We start from the raw sequence: 23,254 nt of genomic DNA, 5'->3' as shown, positions 1-23,254 counted from the left end.
GCCAGAATTGGACGCAACGGGGCAAAAGCAAACCAGAACGAACCAAACCGGTTCACTGTGTTTGGTAACCCTGACGACAAGGATTGTGTTAATGACAAGCGCTACGCCAAAAGACGACGAAACTGCTATCCTGGCTTGCACGATCAGTCGTGACGTTCAGAATTTCGATCTTCTGATAGAAGACATGGAGGCCGCCCTAGGTGAACGATGGGGTGACTTAGGTTTCGCCGAAGCTTTGGCGTTTTTTGGTCAACCTGATGCAGACTCTTTGGAATTCGTCGCGCTGGCCATTGATGGAGAGGACGAAGACAACCTCACCATGATGGGTGAAATCATCACCCGCGCCAAAGAAAAGAAGATTAAGATCGTGCTGATCGCTGAAGATGTGACACCTGCATCTCTGCACCAGCTGCTTCGCAAGGGCGCAGATGAGTTTGTCCCCTACCCGCTTCCTGAAGGAGAATTGCAGGAAGCGATTGAGCGTATGAAACAACCTGATCCGGTTGCCGTTGCACAGGCCGCCGCTCCGATGGCACAAGGCGAATCGAAAGAAGCCGCTCTTTTCGTTGTGCATGGACTGGCAGGCGGGGTTGGTTCGACCACCCTGGCAGTAAATCTGGCTTGGGAACTCGCTACCGTTTCTCCGAAGGAAGCCCCGTCAGTATGCCTGATCGATCTGGATCTCCAGTTCGGAACTGTATCGACCTACCTTGATCTTCCGCGTCGAGAAACCGTTTTTGAAATGCTGTCAGACACCGCAGCGATGGACGACGAAGTGTTCATGCAAGCGCTTCAAACTTATGAAGAAAAGCTTCAGGTTCTGACCGCCCCTTCAGACATGGTGCCGTTGGATTTGATCACTCCCGAAGATATCGAGCGTGTGATCAACACGGCGCGCAAGCATTTTGACTATGTAATCGTGGATATGCCGTCGACGCTGGTGCACTGGTCCGAAACTATTCTCCAGGCGGCACATGTGTATTTCGCGATGATCGAACTGGATATGCGTTCGGCACAGAACGCATTGCGCTTGAAGCGCGCACTGCAAGCCGAAGAGCTTCCGTTCAACAAGCTACGATTTGCCCTCAACAGAGCACCCAAATTCACAGACCTGAATGGCAAAAGCCGGGTTAAGCGAATGGGTGAAAGCCTGGGTATATCAATCGACCTTCACCTGCCTGATGGCGGAAAACCCATCATGCAAAGCGGTGACCATGGCCTGCCACTGGCCAATTCAGCAGCCAAAAATCCGTTGCGCCGCGAAATTGCCAAGCTTGCAAAATCGCTGCACAGCCTTGGCAGCAGCAGCGCAGAAGCTGCGTAAGACAAGCCCAGAGGGAGAGCCGCCGTGTTTTCAAGATACAAGAAACAGCCCGAAGCACAGCCGGTTCAAAGTCCGGCCACGCCCGAGGCACCAGCCGCTGCTCCCAAGCCGACGCAAAAGGCTTCTTCGGAAACGGCTGTGGCCCGACGCCCATCGCAAAAAAAGGCCGCCGAGCCTGTTGGCAATGATCGTGATCGCAAGCGCAAGGAGCGCTTAGGTGAGATCAAGATCGAACTACACCGTGAATTGCTTGAAAACCTGAACCTGGCGGCGCTGGAAAACGCTGGCGAGGCAGACTTGCGGGCGGAAATCAGCGCAATTGCAAGCGAGATTCTCGAAACTCGGAACATCGTTCTGAACCGCGAGGATCGCTCGCAGCTGAACAAAGAGCTGTACGACGAAGTAACTGGCCTTGGTCCACTTGAAACTCTGCTTCAGGACGACTCGGTCAACGATATTCTGGTCAACGGTCCACAACAGATCTTTGTAGAACGTCACGGTAAGCTCGAAATCAGCGACATTACCTTCAAAGACGAAAAGCACCTGATGCGGATCATCGACAAGATCGTGTCCGCCGTTGGTCGTCGCGTTGATGAATCTAACCCCTATGTTGACGCCCGTCTGGCCGACGGCTCGCGTTTCAACGCGATGGTTCCGCCTATCGCGGTGGATGGTTCGCTTGTCTCTATTCGTAAGTTCAAAAAAGATAAGCTTGGCATCGACGATCTGGTTAATTTCGGTGCGTTTACCGAAGAAATGGCAGCCTATCTTCAGGCCGCCGTTTCAACTCGACTGAATATCATCGTTTCCGGCGGTACCGGTTCCGGTAAAACGACCACTCTGAACGCCCTTTCAAGCTTCATTGACGACGCAGAACGCATCCTGACGATCGAGGATACGGCGGAACTTCAGCTACAGCAGACCCATGTGGGTCGGATGGAAAGCCGGCCGCCCAACGTTGAGGGCAAAGGTGAAGTCAGTCCGCGTGACTGTTTGAAAAACGCCCTGCGTATGCGTCCTGACCGCATCATCGTTGGTGAGACGCGTGGTGCCGAGGTTATCGACATGCTGCAGGCCATGAATACCGGCCACGATGGTTCTATGACCACGATCCACGCCAACTCGGCCCGTGACGGTATCTCGCGTTTGGAAAACATGATCGCAATGGCCGGGATCGAGATGCCGATCAAGGCGGTTCGCAGCCAGATCTCAAGCGCTGTGAACCTGATTGTGCAGGCCAGCCGCTTGCAGGACGGTTCGCGCCGCATGACCTCGATCACCGAGATCACCGGCATGGAAGGTGACGTTATCTCGATGCAGGAAATCTTTAGGTTCCAACGTGTTGGCCTAACCCCCGACAACAAGATCATCGGCCATTTTACTGCAACAGGCGTGCGCAGCCACTACTCAGAGCGCTTCCGTCTGTGGGGCTTTGATCTGCCCGCATCCATCTATGAACCAACGACAGTGTAGGAGATCCTGATATGCAACTGCCCGTAGAGGCGCTGATATATGTCGTGATCTTCGTCGCGGTCTTCTTTCTGGTCGAAGGTATCTATCTCGTTGCGTTCGGCAAATCCATCAGCTTGAACAGCCGGGTCAATCGCCGCCTGGATATGCTCGACAAAGGCGTCGGCCGCGAACAAGTTCTGGAACAGCTGCGTAAGGAAATGCAGCAGCATATGAAAACCCAGAGCATCCCGCTCTACTCATTGCTGGCGGACAAAGCGCAGAAGGCGGCAATTGCCTTCACACCCAGGCAATTGGTGTTGATCATGGTTCTCGTGTCTTGTTTTGCCTTCGTAGGGCTCAGCATTGGCACCCAGACTGAGATCGTTCTGCGGATTGCAATGGCCGTCGCTATTGGGGTCGGCGGTGTCTACACTTGGGTGAACCGCAAAGCTAAGAAACGAATGGGTTTGTTTGAAGAACAACTACCTGATGCCGTCGAACTTATGGTTCGATCGCTACGCGTTGGTAACCCGTTTGTTTCCTCGATCCAGATCGTGGCGAGCGAAGCTCAGGATCCGCTGGCCACCGAATTTGGCGTTATTGCCGATGAATGTGCGTATGGCCGTGATGTTGGTGAATCGCTGAAAGACCTGGCCGAGCGGCTCGACATGCAAGATATGCGCTTTTTGTCAGTTGCGGTCGGCATTCAGCAGACGTCGGGTGGTAACCTCGCAGAAATTCTGGCGGGTCTGGCCCAAGTGATCCGGGCACGCTTTCGTCTGTTCCGCCGGGTCAAGGCGATCACTGCCGAAGCACAATGGTCAGGCAAGTTTCTGTCCGGCTTCCCGGTATTCTGTCTTGTGTTCATCTTGGTCAAAGACCCTGGTTACTATGACGAAGTGATTGACCACCCATGGTTTATTCCGGCCTGTTTCATTGTTGGGATCATGTTGACGCTGAACCTCATCGTCATGCGCATCCTAACTAATATTAAGGTCTGAGGGTATCACAATGGAATTCCTGACCAATATCAACGACCTGCTCAAGGACCACTTGGGCGAATTCGGACCGCTGATCGTAGTTGGCGTTCTGGGGCTAATCATGATCCTCGTCACGATCCCTCTGATGTTGAATCAGCCAGAGGATCCGTTGAAAAAGCTGCAGCGCTCAACCGCTGCACCCAAGAACGACAAGAAACCCAAGAAAGAACGGTTGCGCACCGGCAGCCGCAACGAACAACTTCAGAAGTTCGCCACGTTTCTTGAACCGAAAGACGAAGAAGAGCTCTCGGCCATGCAGCTCAAGCTGCGTCAGGCCGGTTATCACTCTAAGGACGCTGTGAGATTTTTCCACTTTGCTCAGTTCGCACTGGGTATCGTTGGCGTTATGATCGGTGTTCTTTTGGTCACCGTGTTGTCCGGGGGCGTTGAATTCACTCCGGCGCAAATGGCTCTCCGCGTTATCCTTCCTGCGGCTGCAATGTACTTCCTGCCGCGGTATTGGATTACACGGCGTGTCGCGGAACGGCACGAAGCCATCACGGCAGGCTTTCCTGACACCCTCGACCTTATGCTGGTCTGCGTTGAGGCCGGACAGTCGCTTGACCAAGCCATTGTTCGCGTCTCAACAGAAATGAAAGCGTCCTACCCCGATATTGCTCAGGAATTTGAGGTCGTGGCCTACGAACTTAAGGCCGGTAAAGACCGCGACACAGTCCTTCGCGACTTCGGAACTCGCTGCGGCGTTCAGGATGTCAGCGCATTTGTGACGGTGATGATACAGTCGGCAACGTTCGGTACATCAATCGCCGAAGCGCTACGGGTTTATGCCAGCGAGATGCGGGACAAACGCGTGATGCGGGCTGAAGAGGCCGCAAACAAGTTGCCAACGAAAATGACACTTGCCACAATGATCCTGACGGTGCCTCCGTTGTTGATCATTCTGGTGGGACCATCGGCAAAAGGCATCGCTGACTTGTCAAGCGGAGGCGGAGGCTTCTAACCTCATGACGAAGATATTCAGGTGCATCCGTTCCGGAATACACCTCGCGCTTAAGGCCACCATGGTAATCACCTTGGTGGCCGCTTGTACGGATACGGGGCTGTCAAACGACCTCGACGCCCCTGGGCTTGACCCCAATGGCAAACCTGCTGACGAAGTAGCTGTAGGCAACCGGCTGATGGCCTCTGGTGAGTACGAGCTGGCGTTGGATTCCTTTACCCGAGCTGCGCTTGAACAGGGAATGACAACTGAAATACTGACATCAATGGGCACGGCAAATCTGGGCCTAAGGCGCCTTGGACAAGCTGAGACATTGCTGCGCCGTGCGGTCAAAGATAATCCGCAATGGCCTGCCCCCTGGAATAACCTGGGTGTTTTGTTGGTTGAGCGCGGCGAGTACCCCGAAGCGGCTCAGGTCTTCAAAAGGGCTTACGCACTGGACAATGGCGAAAGTGACGCAATCCGAGACAATCTGCGCTTAGCTCTCGCAAAAATGGATAATCCTGTTAATACTTCTACCGAAGAACAAGAATACAAGCTGGAGCAGCAAGGCGACGGGCATTTCACGCTACGCAAGCTCCCGTAAAAGAGGCAAGAGCAGTAAGGGACGCAAAATGCGCCAATTTTTCTTGATTCCGTCGATAATGATGTGCGGGCTGATCCTGTCTGCCTGCGAGAAAGAAACCGAAGAAGAGAAAATTGAAAAAACCTTTCAGGAGGTGAACGTCATTGACGAAACCAACCTGAACGAGGTGTTGCTATCCGCGGCAGACCCCAACGAAGCGGTCAGCTATTTCCAAGGAGCGGCCGCCAAGAATCCTGGGCGGATTGACCTTCAACGAGGTTTGGCAATTTCGTTGTCACGTGCCAAACGCTCGACCGAAGCTGCGGCAGCCTGGAAAAAAGTGACCACGATGAAGGGCGCGACAAATGTCGACCGTGTTGAATACGCGGATGCTCTGGTCCGGGCGGGAAGCTGGAAACAGGCAAAGGCCGTTCTGGATTCTGTCCCCCCGACTTACGAAACATTCCGTCGCTATCGTCTTGAGGCCGTCGTCGCCGATTCCCAGAAAGACTGGAAACGGGCCGACCAGTTCTATGAAACAGCCGTTGGGCTGACTACACGCCCCGGCAGCGTCATGAACAACTGGGGCTACTCCAAGCTGACGCGCGGCCAGTATAATGAGGCAGAGCGTCTCTTTACCGAGGCAATTCGTCAGGACAGCTCGTTGTTCACCGCAAAGAACAATCTTGTTCTGGCGCGTTCTGCGCAGGGGAATTACAGCATGCCGGTTGTGCCTATGACACAAATCGAGCGCGCCATGCTGCTGAACACAATGGGGATTTCGGCGGTAAAACAGGGCGATGTAACCACCGCAAAGAACCTGTTCCGCGAAGCGATAGCAACACACCCGCAGCACTTTGACGAAGCAGTTCGGTCTCTCCGAGCGCTTGAGGAAGCCTAGACTATGAACATCCCCGTAGTGGTGGCGGCGTGGTTTTTACCATTTGTACTGCCCATCTGCTTCTACGTGGCTTTTACGGACATGCGTTCCATGCTGATCAAAAACCACGCGGTTTTTGCTTTAGCGGTGGTGTTTGCAGTTGTGGGGCTGTTCCTACTCCCACCTTGGTCAACAGAATGGACCACGGGCTCAATAGGTCCGATTACTGCGACGCTGCCGCCTTATATCTGGCAGTTGATGCATTTGGTGGTCGTATTGGTCATAGGCTTCGTCCTTAACGCGGCTGGCGTAATGGGGGCCGGAGACGCAAAGTTCATAGCAGCCGCCTCGCCTTTCATTTGGCCGGGCGACTACATGCTGATGATGTTTATTTTGATTTCGACCACTGTTGCGGCCCTTGCCACCCACAGAATGGCCAAACACAGCCCCTTGCGGCGTATCGCGCCAGACTGGGAAAGCTGGGAAAGACCAAAGCAGTTTCCGATGGGGTTTGCACTGGGCGGTAGCTTGGCGATCTACTTGATATTGGGAACTGTTTACGGCTCGTAAACTATCATCAGTCCGCCTTGTCCCTGCCTTGGTGCTGACACAAAGCGAGGCCAAATTTTCCGCAAGCGGCCCTTTCAAAGGGCTATTTGCGTGAATTTGGTTAGACGGGCAACGCTCATGAATATGCAGACGACCTCGGTAATGGCCCCCCCTGCCCCCAAGGGTTTGGCCGAAATGAAGCTCCCCATCGTAATGATGCGGGACATTATGCTGAAAACGATCTTTCGCAAAAACGTGGACACTGTCTCGCAAATCGCGGAATCCGTTTGTCTTCCGGGATCGGTCACACAGGAACTGATCGATCTCGCGCGCGAACAAAAGCTGTTAGAGGCGACAGGTACACTGAACGCCAACAGCGGCAACGAAATGGGCTACCAGCTGACGGACGCCGGTAAAGCCCGTGCGTTGGACGCGCTGAGCCAATCTGAGTACTTTGGTGCTATGCCGGTTCCTCTGGACGTCTACCGAGAGCAGGTCAAACGCCAGTCAATCCGGAACATCCAAGTCACTCGGGATCAGTTGGTCGGCGCGATGGGCCACTTGGTTCTGCCCGACAGCCTTCTGGACCACCTTGGGCCCGCGGTCAGTGCTGGGCGCTCTATCCTGATGTATGGCCCTCCGGGCAACGGTAAGTCCTCGATCTCGAACGGGATTCGGGATGCTCTGGGCGATAACGTCTACGTACCGTATGCCATCGAATATGCCGGTCAGGTTATCACGGTCTACGACCCCATCGTTCACACCGCAATTGAACAAGAGGCAGACGATCCGAACAGTCTGCGGCGGCGTAAACGTTTCGATACCCGCTACGTGCAGTGCGAACGTCCAACGGTTGTGACAGGTGGTGAACTGTCGCTCAGCATGTTGGATCTGGTCTATAACCCCACGGCCCGTACATATCAGGCCCCGCTGCAGTTGAAATCGACCGGCGGCATCTTCATCGTGGACGACCTTGGTCGTCAGCAAGAGCCGCCGCAGGCCCTGATCAACCGCTGGATCGTTCCGCTGGAAGAAAGCAAGGATATCCTGGGGCTGCAGTCGGGTGAAAAGTTCGAAGTTCCCTTCGACACGCTCGTTATCTTCTCGACCAACTTCCACCCGAATGAGATCTTTGACCAAGCGGCCCTGCGCCGGATCTTCTTTAAGATCAAGATCGACGGTCCGAACCAAGAAAACTTCCTGAAAATCTTCGCGATGGTTGCCCGCAAACGCGGCATGCCACTGGACGAAGCAGCTTTGGTACACCTGCTGAAGGTCAAATATCCGACCATCAACAATATCTACGCAAACTATCAGCCGATCTTCCTGATCGATCAGATGATCTCGATTTGCGAATTCGAAGGCATCCCCTACCAGATGAGCCCCGATCTGATCGACCGGGCCTGGGCCAACATGTTCGTCAAAGACGAGAAAATCGTCAAATAACGCCATGCCAATTCGGTAACGGGCCGGGTAGTCTGCACGTATGACGCAGATTCCCGCCCGGATTACAGATTGGTTTGCGGCCAAAGGTTGGTCCGTTCATCCCCATCAACAGGATATGTTCGACCGGGCGACAGATCCGGCGACCTTGCTGATCGCACCTACCGGTGGCGGCAAGACAATGGCCGGTTTTCTGCCGACACTGGCTGAACTGGCTGAAACTGAACACACAGGGCTGCACACGATTTACGTGTCTCCTCTTAAGGCTCTCGCCGCTGACATCCGCCGTAATCTGCGTGGCCCCGCAGATGAAATTGGTCTACCCATTCGGATCGAAGACCGCACAGGTGACACCACGGCCACGCAGAAAAAACGCCAGCGCGTAGACCCTCCGCACATTTTACTGACAACACCTGAAAGCCTCGCGTTATTGACCTCTTACGAGGACGCGCCACGCATGTTCGGCAATGTGCAAAGGGTAATTGTAGACGAGATACACGCTCTTGCAGAAAGCAAACGAGGGGACCAGCTTATGCTGGCGTTGGCGCGACTGCAGTCCCTTTGCCCCGACCTTCGCCGTGTAGGACTGTCTGCGACGGTAGAGGATCCACAGGCTATCGCTCGTTTTCTGGCTAAGCATCCAGACCCCTGCCAAATTGTTGAGGCCGATCCAGGGCCTGACCCCGACATACAGATGCTTGAGACAAAGGAAATGCCGCCTTGGTCCGGCGGAGGCGCGGCCTATTCTATCCCGGCGGTTTTAGAGCAGATTAAGCAACACAAAACGACGCTGATCTTTCACAACACCAGGGCACAGGCAGAAATATTCTTTCACAATCTTTGGCTGGCCAATGATGATGCCCTGCCGATCGGCATTCACCATGGCAGTCTGGACCGACAACAACGCGAGCGTGTGGAAGCCGCAATGGTGCGCGGAGAATTACGGGCGATCGTCTGCACCGGCAGTTTAGACTTGGGGATCGATTGGGGTGACGTGGATCTGGTAATCCAGATAGGCGCCCCAAAGAATGTTAAACGTCTGGTACAGAGGATCGGGCGTGCGAACCATCGGTATAACGCCCCATCAAAGGCCCTTCTGGTGCCTGCTAACCGATTTGAAGTGGTCGAATGCGTCGCCGCGCTCGAGGCTGCGAAAGCCCACGATTTGGACGGCGAGCCGCGCGGGTTTGGCCCTCGGGATGTGTTATGCCAGCACATCCTGATTGCAGCAGCGGCCGAGCCGTTCGACGCGGATGAGCTATTCAAAGAAATGAAGACCGCGGGACCTTATGCTCAGCTCAATCGTGCTGAGTTCGACGCTTGCCTCGACTTCTGCGCAACTGGAGGCTACGCATTGCGGGCCTATGATCGTTGGCAACGTCTGCAACAGCAGCAAGACGGGCGCTGGCAGCTACGCGACCCACGCGCCGCGCAGCGTATCCGAATGAACCTGGGCACCATTCAGGACACGGACACCCTAAAAGTGCGCCTAAAGCGCAATCGTGGCGGTAAGCCATTGGGCGAAGTTGAAGAAGCTTTTGCCGCCTCTTTGTCGCCAGGCGATACGTTTTTGATTGGCGGTCAGATCGTTCGGTACGAGAACCTACGTGAAATGGTGGTTGAGGTTAGCCGCCGCGCAGACAAAAAGCCTAAAATCGCTACCTTCTCAGGCACGAAATTTGCGACTTCGACACAACTGAGCGACCGCATTCTAAGAATGTTTGCTCAGACAGATTGGCCACAACTGCCCCTCCATACAGCCGAGTGGCTGGCGCTCCAGCGCGATGTTTCACGGCTTCCTCAGCGCGACCGGCTATTGATCGAGAGCTTCCCAAACGACGGTCGCGAACATCTGTGTGTCTACGGCTTTGCCGGTCGTAACGCACAACAGACGCTGGGCTTGCTCTTGACCAAACGAATGGAAGAGACTGGCCTGGCTCCGCTTGGATTTGTCGCCACCGACTATGCAACGCTGATTTGGGGACTGGACGCTGTCACTGATCCACGCCCTTTGTTTCAACTCGAGGCGCTGCGCGAGGGCCTTGATACATGGCTGGCAGGTAATGCGGTGATGAAGCGGACTTTTCGGTCTTCTGCAACCATCGCAGGACTGATTGAGCGCAACACTGGTGGGCAACGCAAAAGCGGGCGGCAGGCGACATTTTCATCTGACATTCTTTACGACACGCTTCTCAAATACGACCCTGATCACCTTTTGATGCGGATTACCCGAGAAGAGGCCATGCGCGGCCTCGTTGATTTTGGGCGGATCGAAACCATGATCGAACGCATAGGTGACCGGGTTGATCTGCTTCGGCTCAAGCGTGTCTCGCCGCTTGCCGCCCCTTTGTTCCTAGAAGTAGGCAAAGTCCCTGTGAAGGGTGCCGCGGAAGAACGCTTGCTGGCCGAAGAAAGTGCCCGTTTGTTGGAGGCTGCCGGGTTACGAACCGCGTGAATTCGCTTGCGTCCGCAGTATAAACGCGCAAAGAACGTAACATGAACGAAGTGTCGTTTTTCTTTTCTGATCAATCCTTGTGCGCTTTGGGTTCAGGGGCTCTGTGGTGGCCGGATCAAAACCTATTGTGCGTTTCCGACCTGCACCTTGGGAAATCGGAGCGCATCGTGCGTCGTGGCGGGGCCGCTCTTCCTCCTTACGATAGTCGTGAAACGCTTAATCGGCTGACTAGGGATATAGAGCATACACGCCCGGAAACTGTTATTTGCCTAGGTGACAGCTTTGACGACCTGGATGCAATAGCAGCGCTGGGAACGGACGAAAAGCTGCGGATAACGGCCCTGCAAGCCGGCCGACAATGGATTTGGATTGAGGGTAACCACGACCCCGGCCCTATCGATTTGGGGGGAACACACTTGTCCGAGTGCGGGATAGGCCCTCTTACCTTCAGGCACATTGCCGAAACGAACGGTCGGGCAGAGGTATCAGGGCATTATCACCCCAAGGCTCAACTGCGCGTTCGAGGGCGCTCCATCACTCGCCCAGCTTTTCTGGTAGACGATCTGCGAATTATTTTACCCGCCTATGGCACGTATACGGGCGGACTACGCAGTTCTGATCACATCCTATCCAAACTGATGAACGACAAAGCCAAGGCGATCCTGACAGGGCCACACCCACAGATCATACCTATGCCGCGTTAGGTGCTTAGATAACGCCGTCCTGCTCTAGCTTAGGTTTGTACTTACGGCTTACGGGAACGAGGTCGTCATTCACGAGGCGCAAGAACACCTTTCCACCCTTTTTCTCAGAACCGGTGACAGAGTCATCCGTCACCCAATGCGAGCGGTGCGTGCAATGTCCGACAACTGGTTCCATTTCGGCGATAGCATCTGTCAAACGCGACCGGATCGTGAAGGTTCCTTCCGAGGTCACGACGTCAACGAAATGATCGCGCACGGTTAGTCGATAAACCTCACCGCTGAATGTTGACGGCAACCGTTTTGCCAAGCGTGGCATAGCCGGTGCGGACTGGTGTTCTGAAAGCTCAACGCGCCTGGGACCGCGCACAAGAACCAAACCCGTCGCGAACAAGACGCCGTAGGATCCCACCGAAAGAACACCTGGTGTCTTAAGGCCACCGACAGCACATAGCAGCCACGACAACACCCAAAGAGGCGGCACAAAAAGCGCGAGTATCACCAAGACCAAGATCACGTCGCGGGCAGAAAAATGTGTCTCAGCCAAGTATTTCCGCATCACTCGCCTGGTGACCCACGTTACGCACAAAGCCAATGCAATCACCCCTAGCCAGAAAACGACCCGCAAAGGGAAGGACAGGAATTCTTCGGGGAAAGGTTGGAAGGCGTAAGCGAGGAGCGGTACAAAAACGAGACCCGCAATAGCTCTGCTCGGCGTAAGTTCGGCGAAAATCCAGGATAGTTTGATTGACATACCTGCCCAAAAGTAACCCAAGGAGTTCCAGCCAAAGCCCCTTCAACTGAAGCAACTTCAACATAACCGGCTGGAATAACAGGTTTATCACCGATTTGAGGGCATTCAAACCCGACAATTAAAACTTAATTTGATCTGCTTGAAACAAATAAGCCGAAGAGTGCCCTGCACCCTTCGGCCCAAATTTTGTGCTTGTCGCGCCTTGCGCAGAAGATCAGGCCGTCAGCCCTTCGGGCTCTGGCAAGCCATTTGCACGGCAGCAAGCCGTCACAGTGTTCGCCAGCAGGCAGGCGATGGTCATCGGACCGACGCCACCCGGAACCGGAGTGATCGCGCCTGCGCGCTCAGCGGCGCTGGCATAGTCCACATCACCGACCAGTTTGTTCTTGCCGTCACGTTCGATGCGGTTGATGCCCACATCGATCACAGTTGCGCCTTCTTTGATCCAGTCGCCGGGCACCATCTCAGGGCGGCCTACAGCGGCGACAACGATGTCAGCGCGGCGAACGACGTCCGGGAGGTCTTTGGTGCGCGAATGCGCGATAGTTACGGTGCAGCTATCGCCCAGCAGCAATTGAGCCATCGGCTTGCCCACGATGTTCGAGCGGCCAATCACAACCGCGTCCATTCCCGAAAGAGAGCCGTGATGGTCACGCAGCATCATCAGACAGCCAAGAGGGGTGCAGGGAACCATCGACTTCTGACCGGTGCCCAACAGGCCCACGTTCGAAATATGGAAACCGTCAACGTCCTTAGCGGGGTCGATCGAGTTGATCACCAGATCTTCGTTCAGGTGCTTGGGGAGCGGCAGCTGTACCAGAATGCCGTGAACAGCGGGATCGTTGTTCAGCTGGTCGATCAGCGCCAGCAGGTCCTCTTCCGAGGTCTCGGCGTCCATCTTGTGCTCGTACGAGTTCATGCCGACCTCGACGGTCTGCTTGCCTTTCGAACGCACATAGACCTGGCTTGCCGGGTCTTCGCCCACCAGAACCACGGCCAGGCCGGGGGTGATGCCGTTTCCTTCTTTCAGCTTCGCAACCTGATCGGCCACTTGTCCGCGCACTTTGGCGGCAAAGGCCTTTCCGTCGATAACCTGGGCTACCATCTTTTGATCCCTTCTTTCAAAAACGGATCGGGCGCAGAAGGCGCCCGTTCAGTCAGTCAGAGCCGAGCACACGTTCTTCACGGGCAATCGACCAATCAATCAAAATGCGCCAGAGTTCCTCGGCCAGATCGGGGTCCATCCCCAACTGATCCGAGCTTGCGCGCACACGTTGCACCACTTCTTCGACGCGGTCCGGGATGCGGGCTGGAAGGCCCTCGCCCGGTTTCAACTGCGAGGCACGGTCAATGTAACCCGCGCGAGTCACCAACATTTCGATCAGTTGGCGGTCCAGGTTGTCGATCTGAACCCGCAAATCCTGCATCGTGTTACAGTCTTGCGGTGGAGTCAGAGTGGGCATCGTGGTCTCCTCATGGCCCGGGGTGTTCTCCCCGGGCCACGAGATGGTTGAAAAATCGGCTTAGAACAAGCCCTCAATCTGGCCTTCTTCGTTGAGACGGATTGTCTCAGCGGCAGGTTTGCGAGGCAGACCCGGCATGGTCATGATCTCACCGCAGACAACTACGATGAAGCCAGCACCCGCGGACAGGCGAACTTCACGCACCGGAACCGAGTGGCCGGTGGGCGCGCCGCGCAGCGACGGGTCGGTCGAGAACGAGTACTGAGTTTTCGCCATGCAAACCGGCAGGTTGCCGTAGCCTGCTTCTTCCCACTCACGCAGCTGATTGCGGATCTTGTTGTCAGCCAGAACTTCGTCAGCGCGGTAGATGCGCTTGGCGATGGTTTCAATTTTCTCGAACAGTGGCATGTCGTCGGGGTAGATCGGCGCGAAGTTCGCGGTGCCACCTTCGACGATTTCAACAACTTTCTCGGCCAGAGGTGCAGAGCCTTCCGAACCCAGTTCCCAGTGACGCGACAGAACCGCTTCTACACCGTGATCGGCACAGTAGCTCTTAACCGCTTCAACTTCGGCGTCGGTGTCCGTGACAAAGTGGTTGATGGCGACAACAACCGGAACACCAAAGGACTTCACGTTCTCGATGTGACGGCCCAGGTTGGCACAACCATTGACGACGGCGTCAACGTTTTCAGCACCTAGATCGGCTTTGGCTACCCCACCGTTCATTTTCATCGCGCGCACGGTGGCAACCAGAACAACTGCCGAAGGTGCGATGCCGGCTTTACGGCACTTAATGTTCATGAACTTTTCGGCACCCAGGTCGGCACCGAAGCCAGCTTCGGTCACAACGTAGTCAGCAACTTTCAGAGCTGTCTTGGTTGCGATGACCGAGTTACAGCCGTGCGCGATGTTCGCGAAGGGGCCGCCGTGGACGAAGGCCGGGTTGTTTTCCAGTGTCTGAACCAGGTTCGGCTGCATTGCGTCTTTCAGCAGAACGGTCATAGCGCCTTCTGCTTTGATGTCGCGGCAGTAAACCGGAGTTTTGTCGCGGCGGTAAGCAACGATGATGTCGCCCAGACGCTTTTCCAGATCTTTCAGGTCGTTTGCCAGGCAGAGGATCGCCATAACTTCGGACGCCACAGTGATGTCAAAACCAGCTTCACGTGGGAAGCCGTTCGACACGCCACCCAGCGACGCAGTGATCTGACGCAGAGCGCGGTCGTTCATGTCGACCACACGACGCCATGCAACGCGGCGCACGTCGATTTCGGCTTCGTTGCCCCAGTAGATGTGGTTGTCGATCATGGCCGACAGCAGCGAGTGAGCAGAAGTGATCGCGTGGAAGTCACCTGTGAAGTGCAGGTTCATCTCTTCCATCGGAACAACCTGAGCGTAACCGCCACCTGCAGCGCCGCCCTTCATACCGAAGTTCGGGCCAAGCGAGGCCTCGCGAATACAGATCATCGCGTTTTTGCCGATACGGTTCAGACCGTCACCCAGACCAACCGTGGTGGTGGTTTTACCTTCACCTGCGGGGGTCGGGTTGATCGCGGTCACCAGGATCAGCTTGCCATCTTCACGGCCCTGTACCGAGTTGATGAAGTCTTGGCTGACTTTGGCTTTGTCGTGGCCGTAGGGCAGCAGGTCGGCGGAGTCGATGCCGATCTTTGCGCCGATCTCCTGGATCGGTTTCTTGTTCGCTTCGCGAGCGATTTCGATGTCGGATTTGTAGCTCATTGGGCAGGGTCCCTGATTGAATGCCGTGCAAAACCGACGTGAAACGTCGGCGCTGGGCAACCCATACCGTTGTGTACCGAACTGGTGGCTATGGATTCCGACATAATTGTGCCGCGAAACGGCGTAGCGTCATTTCCCTGGTTTCAAATCGGAAACGACTGACCCTTATGGTGCCCAAGCCCTCTGGTCTGGAACAAACAGACTCATTTTGTCACCAAGCTTTAACTCGCCCGGCCTTTCCACCCATGCTGTAACACCACGTCGCCCTTGCGCGGCCGGCTTGAATGCAGCGCCGTGACCCGGCAGGTCCGCTTCGATTTCACGCCCCGGAATGACGCAGGGACGGTTTTCCATATCAACCGTGATGGTCACACCATCTGCCGCCTGTAGCCGCGACGACGGCGGGATATGAGTGAAATCGGGTATGCCGCGCAGCACGATGCTGACACCCAGAAAACAGGGATCCAGTTCCTCGAGCCCCATCTCTTTCGCGGTAACGAGCATTTCTTCTTCGGACAACACCGACAATTGCCGAACATTGCGAATTTCGGTTCCTTGCGGATAAAGGTTCTTCATACGTACACACGAGGGGCGGTTCACCCCTTCGTGCCGCGCCCCGAGGTCACCGGCAAACCCAAGATCGAGGCTGCCTACTGCATTAGCCCGGATCGAATCTCCTGCTGGTACATGCCCCAACCAGACCACTTCGCCTTTGAATTCGGTCTCGCGCATTACCGGCATTTTTGCACCTCTCCTTGGCAGCTTCAGCGCACACTAGAGAGCAGAAGGCACCGGTTGAAAAGGCAAAAAAAGACCCAGGGCAATGCCTGGGTCTGATTTGCTTAGGCCGAAGGTTCCGGCTCCATTCCACCGTCTGGCGGAGATTTTTTAACCTTGGTCTTCGGAATGGCTGTCACGCTTGGTGCACTACCCTCATCGGGTTTGTCACCTTCGTCGTCACCTTCATTCGGGGATTCCCCATTCATGACGCGCTTGATCTCGTCGCCAGTCAGGGTCTCATATTCTAGCAGACCTTGAGCCAGACGTTCCCATTCTTCGTTCTTGTCGGTCAGGATCTGATGCGCACGCTCATAGCCCTGTTGGATCAGGCGCTTCACCTCTTCCTCGATCAGCTCTTTGGTATGAGCGGAAACCGAGAAGCCAGCAGTGTTACCTTGGTATCCTTCATGAGCCTCAGCATAGTCGATATTGCCGACCTTGTCCGACATACCCCAGCGCATGACCATCGCACGCGCCAGTTGGCTTGCCTGCATGATGTCACCGGCCGGTCCGTTCGATACATGGTCCTCACCGTATTTGATGACTTCAGCGGCCTTACCCGCCATGGTCATGGCCAGCTTTTGCTCACACTCATCACGGTGATAGTTCAGGCGGTCCATTTCCGGCAGAGACACAACCATACCCAGCGCACCACCGCGCGGGATGATCGTCGCCTTGTAGACCGGATCGCAAAGCGGCAATTCCAGACCGACAACGGCGTGCCCAGCCTCGTGGTAGGCGGTCTTTTCTTTCTGGTCCTGTGTCAGAACCATCGAGCGGCGTTCAGCCCCCATCATCACCTTGTCTTTGGCATTCTCAAAGTCTTCCATGGTGACAAAGCGTCGTCCAACACGTGCGGCCATCAGCGCGGCCTCGTTCACAAGGTTCGCCAGATCAGCACCCGAGAAGCCCGGAGTACCGCGCGCGATAATGCGCAGATCGACGTCGGGGCCCAAAGGCGTCTTGCGAGCGTGAACACCCAGAATTTTCTCACGGCCTTTGATGTCAGGGTTGCCGACAGTAACGTTCCGGTCAAAACGACCCGGGCGCAGCAGCGCGGGGTCCAACACGTCTTTACGGTTGGTTGCGGCCAGAATGATTACGCCTTCGTTAGCCTCGAAACCGTCCATCTCGACCAGCAACTGGTTGAGGGTCTGTTCGCGTTCGTCGTTACCACCGCCGTAACCGGCGCCACGATGGCGACCCACGGCGTCGATTTCGTCGATGAAGACGATACAGGGCGCATTCTTTTTGGCCTGTTCGAACATGTCGCGCACACGGGATGCACCAACACCGACGAACATTTCAACAAAGTCCGAACCCGAGATGGTGAAGAACGGCACACCCGCCTCACCCGCAATCGCACGAGCGAGCAGTGTCTTACCAGTACCCGGAGGGCCAACAAGCAGCGCGCCTTTCGGGATCTTACCGCCCAACCGGCTGAACTTCTGCGGGTTGCGCAGGAATTCTACGATCTCTTCCAGCTCTTCTTTTGCTTCGTCGATGCCTGCGACGTCGTCAAAGGTCACGCGGCCATGTTTTTCGGTCAGCATTTTGGCCTTGGACTTACCAAAGCCCATTGCGCCACCTTTGCCGCCACCCTGCATGCGGTTCATGAAATAGATCCAGACACCGATCAACAGAAGGAAAGGCAACAGCGTTAGAATGAACGACTGGAAGCCAGATTGCTGCTGTTTCACCGCCTGAACGGGGATGTTCTCATCAATCAACAGCTTGGTAACCTCGGCATCGCCGGGCTTGATGGTGACGTAATTCGCACCGCTTTGAGTGGTGTAGCGAATCTGCTCGCCGTCCAGCGTCACGTTCTTGACTTCGCCACCCTGCACAGAGCTGACAAAGTCGGAATAAGTTCTTTCATTGTTCTGGAGCGATCCGCCTGGTCCGCTGAACAAATTGAACAGTGCAAGGATCAGCAGAAACAGAACGACCCAGAAGGCGATGTTACGAGCGTTGCCCAAGGAAAATCTCCCAAAAGATTTCGGCAGGTGGGGTCTGCCGGGTTGCCCTATAAAATAGAGATGATTCAATCAGGTTCAATGCGATAAAAGCGAAGAGTAAAACTCAGGCCATTCTGGCGCCAATTTGGCGCTCCAACCGTTGGAAAACCCGGCTAAAGGCGCGGAAACCAGCATATCACCGTCCCAGACCGCAGGTTGAGACAGCAGTACTTGGCGTGGTTTTCCCAGCGCGCGCCATTCCGAAACCTGCCTAAGACCCGCCTCACCCAGTGCGTGAACTTGCAATCCAGCGGTTGTCGGACCTGACAAAACCCAGCGGTTATCCCACAGGTCTTGCGGTATGGCGGTTTTGCTCTCCACTGCCTTTAGCTCTCTGCAAACCCACGTTTTATCGCCCTTTGGCACCAGTAAGCAGCCAGCCAGTGCGAGCGCCTGGGCGTTACTGACGGCCGCGATGGCCTGATCTACGGCCGAGCCGCGCGGCGGGTATCCCGGCCCGGCAATCCATCCGATGATGCCAATAAGCAAGCGCCTATGGATTTCCTTCGGCAGAGCAGAAAAGGCAAAACGGTCCACACAAACGTCGCCGCCATCGATCACGGCGGTTTTTAGGGCAGATTCCTGCGTATAACGCCCCAGCGCCTCACCCGCCTGTGCAAGGTTTTCAGCAACGCGGCTCAAAGATTGCGGAGTAATACCCAGCGAATCCAACCCGGAAAGAGCTTCGCGCGCCTTGATCCGATCAAACCGCGTGTCGTGATTCGATGGGTCGTCGATCCAGTTAACCCCGGTTTCAGAGAGGTAGTCGCGCAATTCCTGACGCGTGATCCCCAGAATCGGCCGGAGAAGCGTCACACCATTGAAGTCGCGCGCTGCGGGCATGCCCGACAACCCTGTAACCCCTGCGGCCCGGCCCAACCGCATCAAAACGGTTTCGGCCTGATCATCTGCCGTATGGCCCAAAGCGATGGCAGGGATACCTTTTCGTCGCGCCCACTCTGTCAGCAGCGCGTAACGCGCCTGCCTCGCCTGATCCTGAAGGTTGCCCTGACCGTCCCAACCTCGCCAAACCAGTGTTTCGTGGGATAGGCCCAGCCCCGCAGCCTGACTGGCCGCTTGAATGGCCTCGTCACTGGCTTCGGGACGCAAACAGTGGTTCACGGTCGCAACATGCAACTCGATTTTTTCCGCCTGCGCCAGGTCGTGCAGCAAATGCATCAGAGCAACCGAATCGCTGCCGCCTGAAACAGCCACACCCAAACGTAGCGGCAGTTTTTCAGGCAGCCGCGCGCGCAGTTCCGATTTCAGAATGTCTACCTTGCCCGTCAAGAACAGCCTAGTGACGCCATTGCTTGCGTGGCGTCCGTTACCGAAGCCGAGCCAGGAAAACGCACACCGACCTCAGACAACGTGATGCAGGCCTGATCGGTCTGCCCCAAGCGCCCCAAGGCTGCCCCAAGTTCGAACAGCGCTTCAGGAGCAAATGCACCTTCGGAGTCACCAGTGAAGCTGGCAAGGAATGCCCGCGCTGCCTCTCGTGTGTCGCCCAGCCCTTCCAGAGCTTTCCCGCGTTTCAGATTGGCCTCAGGCGCAAGAGGGCTGCCCGGATACGAAGTGTCGAATTGCGCGAACTGGTCCGCTGCGGCCTGAAAGTTGCCATCGGCCAAAGCCTGCGCCGCGGCGTCGAAATCGGCCTGTTCGCCAATGGCCAACTCGCCTTGATCAGTACCCGAAGGCGTTGCTGGTGCGATGGGCACAGCGGCAGTGATCTCTGTCTCTCCACCCAGTGTCGAGGTTTCACCCAGAGTGCTCAGATCGCCACCTTCAAGCTCGACCAGCCTGAACTCTAGGTCCCCAATCCGGTTGGTTCCATCAGTGACGATATTCTGGACACGCTGGTTCAACTGTTCTGTTTGCCGAGTCAGACGCTGCAATTCAGCTTCGATCGCATCCACACGCTCAAGAACAGAATTGCCGGATAGGTTCGGGGCCGGAGAACCGGTGGTCGAAAACTCACGCTTCAGACGTTGTATCTCGACGTGCAGCACCGTCAGTTCTTGACGGATATCCGCCAGTGTTTGCTGATCCTGTGCTTGTGCCATTCCGGCGGTCACAACAACCGCTGCCAGAACCCATCCTGCAAATTTCATCGTTTTACCCCAAAGTTGAACCGGTCAGCACCGTCACTGCGCGGCGGTTTTTGGAATAGCAATCCTCGGTGCTGCAAATCTCGATCGGGCGCTCTTTACCATAACTAACAGTCGTCAGTCGGTTGCCTGCAACCCCACGCGAGATCAGGTATTCTTTCGCCGCATTCGCACGACGGGCACCCAATGCAAGGTTGTACTCACGTGTACCTTGTTCGTCCGCGTGACCTTCGATTGTGGCCACATAGTCCGGATTAGCGAGCAACCAGTTCGCTTGCGCTTCCAGAATTGTCTGAGCCTGAGGGTTTATCGTAGACTGGTCTACCGAAAACAGCACGCGATCTCCTACAGTTTGCTGGAAATAGGCTGGCGAGCGTGGGTCGCTTGGCGATCCGGGTGCAATTGCACCATTTGCCCCGCCGCCAAAACCTCCACCCAGGTCCGACGGGTCATTGCTGGTACATGCGGCCATCACACTCAGCGTGCCTAAGGCCAGAATTTTGCCCAATACGTTCATTTCAAGTGCCTCGTTGGTTTTATCGGTTTATTGCCGTCTCTGTAGCACAGTGCAGGAATTTTGTGAACTTTTCCAAATGCCTGCCCCGATCAATTCTGCAATGGGCCCCATGACGGATCACTGCCACCATCCGGTGTGCGGACCGGGCGCAGGTTCCGGCCTGAGATATCTACCGAATACAGCGTCGCCCGACCGCTGGCGCCCTGCGTTTCGCGCGTGAACATGATCACACGCCCGTTCGGCGACCATGTTGGCCCTTCGTCCAGGAAAGATGAGGTCAAAAGCCGTTCTTCGCTGCCATCCGTGCGCATGACGCCTATGTGGAACCGTCCCTTATTTTGCTTTGTGAAAGCAATCAGATCACCGCGCGGCGACCAAACTGGCGTGCCGTAACGCCCCTGGCCAAAGCTGATCCGGGTCGGCTCCCCTCCGTTTGCCGGCATGATATACAATTGTGGCGTTCCGGACCGGTCACTTTCGAACACAATCTGCGAACCGTCTGGCGAGTAACTGGGCGCCGTTTCAATCGCCGGAGTGTTCGTTAAGCGCACGCTTTGCCCTGAGGCAATATCCATCTTCCACAAATCGGTGTTGCCCCCCTGAATCAGCGAATACACGATCGAACGCCCGTCAGGAGAGAACCGCGGAGAAAAGCTCATCGTACCGCCTTGCGTGTTCAACTCAGTCCGTTTGACGCGATCAACATCCAGTACATAAATTCGGGGTTGTCCGGTTTCATAGCTGGTATAGAGCAACCGGTCGCCGGTTGGTGAAAACCGCGGAGCCAATACGATGGCGGAGCTATCTGTCAGGTACTGCACATTCGCGCCGTCATAATCCATGATCGCAAGGCGTTTTTGCCGCTGGTCCTTGGGGCCGCTTTCGGACACAAACGCAACACGGCTGTCGAAATAGGCGCCCTCACCGGTAATCCGGCTGTAAACCTGATCAGCCACCTTATGCGCCATGCGCCGCCATCCATCAGTGGTGCCTGCGAACTGCAGGCCATTGCCAAGTTCCTGACCCGAGAATACGTCCCACACTCTGAACCGTACTGTCAGACGATTGCCTGATACGTTCACCGCACCGGTGACCAACGCCTCTGCATTGATGGCTTTCCAATCGGCGAATTGGACCGGAGCCTCAAAACTGCTGACCCGGCTAATGAAAGCTTCGGGTGAGATTTCACGAAACAGCCCTGTGCCGATGAGGTCTGCAGCCACGACCCGAGAGATGTCGTTGGCATATTGCGTCGCCGCCGCATCATCAGGCACAAAGTTCGGCACAGCAAAGGGCAAGGGTTCGATGACCCCCTGATCCAACTCCAGACGCAGCGGTCCATTTTGGGCGTATACCGGCGCTGCTAAGACAGTCAGGCCAAGTAACAGGCTGGTCAGAAATCTCATCATTTGATCCGCATCCTCTCGGGATTGAATGTAATCTCAATATCCTGCCACTGAGCGTATTTGTCAGCAGGCAGATCATATCCTTTTGCCCCACAGCGCAAAATTGCCCGTCTGGCAGCATCGAAAGCTTGTTTTGCAGCACCAGCAGAACCGCCTGAGCTGTCGATCATACGCAGACTTCCTCCGATGACCTTACCATCCGGCGACAGTGAAAAGCCAACAACCACAACGGTTTGAAGCGCGTCCGTGGACAAAGACCCAACATTCCAGCACTTTGAAACCGCCAGGCGCATCGCGTCTTTCTCACCGCTGGTCAGTGGCGGGCCAGAAGGTTCACTGTTCTGACTTAACGCTTCTGTCAAAGCGTCGTTGATCGCATTTTGGTCGCTCGGCTCAGGTTCTGGTGGCGTTGGATCCTGCTCTTCTGCCACTTCAGTTTCGGCCGGAGGTGCCGGCCGGTTCGGCCTTACCCTTGGTCGCGGCGATGTGCGCGGCGCATTCTCTTTGGTCTCTTCTGCCTCGGTCACAATCTCATCAGTCGCCTCTTCGGGCGCCGTTTGGTCCTGCTGCTCTTGCTGGTCTTCGGCACCTTCATCCAGCGAGACAGCCGGCGTTTCTATTTCGTCTGGTTGCGCCTCGGGAGGCGGTGGCGCGATGGGTTCAGGCGCGACCTTGTCGGCAGGTCGCGGCTGCGCCTCAGGACCCGGAGGTACGGGCAGTACTTCCGTCACAGGCTCGGGTTGCTCCAATGTCGGAGGCTCTTCGACCACTTCGGGTTCAGGCGGTGCTTCGACCGGTTCAGGCACTGGGTCAGGTTCCGGCTCTGTCGGCGTCACAACTTCGGGAGGGGTCAGTTCCTCCTCGACCGTTTCGGGTGGGGCGACCTCTTCTTCTGGGGCATCTGGTTGTTGTAGCGCGGCTGGTGTCGGCACCTCGGGTGCGTCACGCTGCGCGGTCATGGCCGCGAACTGTTCGGTCGAAACCACCGACACCTCTTGCACTGCCATAGGCAAGGGTTCCGACCGGAAGGTACCGCCGAAAAAAGCCCATCCGATCAACGTGACGTGGGCAATAGCCGAGATCTTGGTGCCGGTATCCACC

Annotated in this window: 21 protein-coding genes; 10 read left to right on the top strand and 11 right to left on the bottom strand. The window is 55.9% G+C overall.

Annotation, left to right across the window (positions count from 1 at the left end; genetic code table 11):
• Window positions 1-91: 91 nt before the first annotated feature.
• From ACR0EO_RS13510 to pdeM, 10 genes are all read left to right on the top strand, one after another.
• Window positions 92-1,324 carry a CpaE/TadZ family protein gene (locus tag ACR0EO_RS13510; RefSeq protein WP_480690732.1) on the top strand — a complete coding sequence of 411 codons (1,233 nt, stop codon included), beginning with the start codon at window positions 92-94 and terminating at the stop codon, window positions 1,322-1,324.
• Between the two features lie 24 nt (window positions 1,325-1,348).
• On the top strand, window positions 1,349-2,797 hold the full coding sequence (locus tag ACR0EO_RS13505) for a TadA family conjugal transfer-associated ATPase (RefSeq protein WP_480690730.1): 1,449 nt from the start codon (window positions 1,349-1,351) through the stop codon (window positions 2,795-2,797).
• An 11-nt stretch (window positions 2,798-2,808) separates the two neighbouring features.
• Entirely contained in the window at window positions 2,809-3,777 is a 969-nt protein-coding gene (locus tag ACR0EO_RS13500) for a type II secretion system F family protein (protein ID WP_480690728.1), read from the top strand.
• Window positions 3,778-3,787: 10 nt separating this feature from the next.
• On the top strand, window positions 3,788-4,777 hold the full coding sequence (locus ACR0EO_RS13495) for a type II secretion system F family protein (RefSeq protein ID WP_480690726.1): 990 nt from the start codon (window positions 3,788-3,790) through the stop codon (window positions 4,775-4,777).
• Window positions 4,778-4,781: 4 nt separating this feature from the next.
• Entirely contained in the window at window positions 4,782-5,363 is a 582-nt protein-coding gene (locus tag ACR0EO_RS13490) for a tetratricopeptide repeat protein (RefSeq protein ID WP_480690724.1), read from the top strand.
• 28 nt (window positions 5,364-5,391) lie between these two features.
• A complete protein-coding gene (locus ACR0EO_RS13485; protein ID WP_480690722.1) occupies window positions 5,392-6,243 on the top strand; it encodes a tetratricopeptide repeat protein in 852 nt (283 codons plus the stop codon).
• A gap of 3 nt (window positions 6,244-6,246) precedes the next feature.
• Entirely contained in the window at window positions 6,247-6,792 is a 546-nt protein-coding gene (locus ACR0EO_RS13480) for a prepilin peptidase (RefSeq protein WP_480690720.1), read from the top strand.
• Between the two features lie 117 nt (window positions 6,793-6,909).
• A complete protein-coding gene (locus tag ACR0EO_RS13475; RefSeq protein WP_480690718.1) occupies window positions 6,910-8,217 on the top strand; it encodes a P-loop NTPase family protein in 1,308 nt (435 codons plus the stop codon).
• 40 nt (window positions 8,218-8,257) lie between these two features.
• Complete coding sequence (locus ACR0EO_RS13470; RefSeq protein ID WP_480690717.1) at window positions 8,258-10,669, top strand: ligase-associated DNA damage response DEXH box helicase; 2,412 nt, start codon at window positions 8,258-8,260, stop codon at window positions 10,667-10,669.
• A 41-nt stretch (window positions 10,670-10,710) separates the two neighbouring features.
• Window positions 10,711-11,373 carry a ligase-associated DNA damage response endonuclease PdeM gene (pdeM, locus tag ACR0EO_RS13465; protein WP_480690715.1) on the top strand — a complete coding sequence of 221 codons (663 nt, stop codon included), beginning with the start codon at window positions 10,711-10,713 and terminating at the stop codon, window positions 11,371-11,373.
• Window positions 11,374-11,377: 4 nt separating this feature from the next.
• Here the strand turns inward: pdeM and ACR0EO_RS13460 are convergent, their stop codons facing one another.
• The 11 genes from ACR0EO_RS13460 to ACR0EO_RS13410 all read right to left on the bottom strand — a co-directional run bounded on the left by ACR0EO_RS13460 (window position 11,378) and on the right by ACR0EO_RS13410 (window position 23,253).
• Window positions 11,378-12,124, bottom strand: coding sequence for a LytTR family DNA-binding domain-containing protein (locus ACR0EO_RS13460; protein WP_480690713.1), 747 nt, complete (start codon window positions 12,122-12,124; stop codon window positions 11,378-11,380).
• Between the two features lie 214 nt (window positions 12,125-12,338).
• Window positions 12,339-13,229 (bottom strand): bifunctional methylenetetrahydrofolate dehydrogenase/methenyltetrahydrofolate cyclohydrolase FolD, encoded by an 891-nt coding sequence (folD, locus tag ACR0EO_RS13455; protein ID WP_480690711.1) that lies wholly within the window; start codon window positions 13,227-13,229, stop codon window positions 12,339-12,341.
• Window positions 13,230-13,281: 52 nt separating this feature from the next.
• Window positions 13,282-13,587, bottom strand: coding sequence for a chorismate mutase (locus tag ACR0EO_RS13450; RefSeq protein ID WP_480690709.1), 306 nt, complete (start codon window positions 13,585-13,587; stop codon window positions 13,282-13,284).
• Between the two features lie 60 nt (window positions 13,588-13,647).
• Entirely contained in the window at window positions 13,648-15,324 is a 1,677-nt protein-coding gene (locus tag ACR0EO_RS13445; protein WP_480690707.1) for a formate--tetrahydrofolate ligase, read from the bottom strand.
• Window positions 15,325-15,489: 165 nt separating this feature from the next.
• Window positions 15,490-16,065: an MOSC domain-containing protein gene (locus ACR0EO_RS13440; RefSeq protein WP_480690705.1), complete on the bottom strand. Its 576-nt coding sequence runs from the start codon at window positions 16,063-16,065 to the stop codon at window positions 15,490-15,492.
• A 101-nt stretch (window positions 16,066-16,166) separates the two neighbouring features.
• On the bottom strand, window positions 16,167-18,083 hold the full coding sequence (gene ftsH, locus ACR0EO_RS13435; protein WP_480690703.1) for an ATP-dependent zinc metalloprotease FtsH: 1,917 nt from the start codon (window positions 18,081-18,083) through the stop codon (window positions 16,167-16,169).
• A gap of 75 nt (window positions 18,084-18,158) precedes the next feature.
• Window positions 18,159-19,412, bottom strand: coding sequence for a tRNA lysidine(34) synthetase TilS (tilS, locus tag ACR0EO_RS13430; protein ID WP_480690701.1), 1,254 nt, complete (start codon window positions 19,410-19,412; stop codon window positions 18,159-18,161).
• Window positions 19,409-20,233 carry a tol-pal system protein YbgF gene (gene ybgF / locus ACR0EO_RS13425; RefSeq protein ID WP_480690699.1) on the bottom strand — a complete coding sequence of 275 codons (825 nt, stop codon included), beginning with the start codon at window positions 20,231-20,233 and terminating at the stop codon, window positions 19,409-19,411. The genes tilS and ybgF overlap by 4 nt, the downstream gene beginning before the upstream one ends.
• 4 nt (window positions 20,234-20,237) lie before the next feature.
• Complete coding sequence (pal, locus tag ACR0EO_RS13420; RefSeq protein ID WP_480690697.1) at window positions 20,238-20,747, bottom strand: peptidoglycan-associated lipoprotein Pal; 510 nt, start codon at window positions 20,745-20,747, stop codon at window positions 20,238-20,240.
• 89 nt (window positions 20,748-20,836) lie between these two features.
• Complete coding sequence (gene tolB / locus ACR0EO_RS13415) at window positions 20,837-22,156, bottom strand: Tol-Pal system beta propeller repeat protein TolB (RefSeq protein WP_480690695.1); 1,320 nt, start codon at window positions 22,154-22,156, stop codon at window positions 20,837-20,839.
• Window positions 22,153-23,253: an energy transducer TonB family protein gene (locus ACR0EO_RS13410; RefSeq protein ID WP_480690694.1), complete on the bottom strand. Its 1,101-nt coding sequence runs from the start codon at window positions 23,251-23,253 to the stop codon at window positions 22,153-22,155. Before ACR0EO_RS13410 ends, tolB begins: the two co-directional genes overlap by 4 nt.
• Window position 23,254: the final 1 nt, after the last annotated feature.

This window comes from Ruegeria sp. BE9 (genome assembly GCF_056538765.1).
The sequence above is the reverse complement of the archived record's forward strand: the minus strand, read 5'-3'. Positions and strand labels throughout refer to the sequence as shown.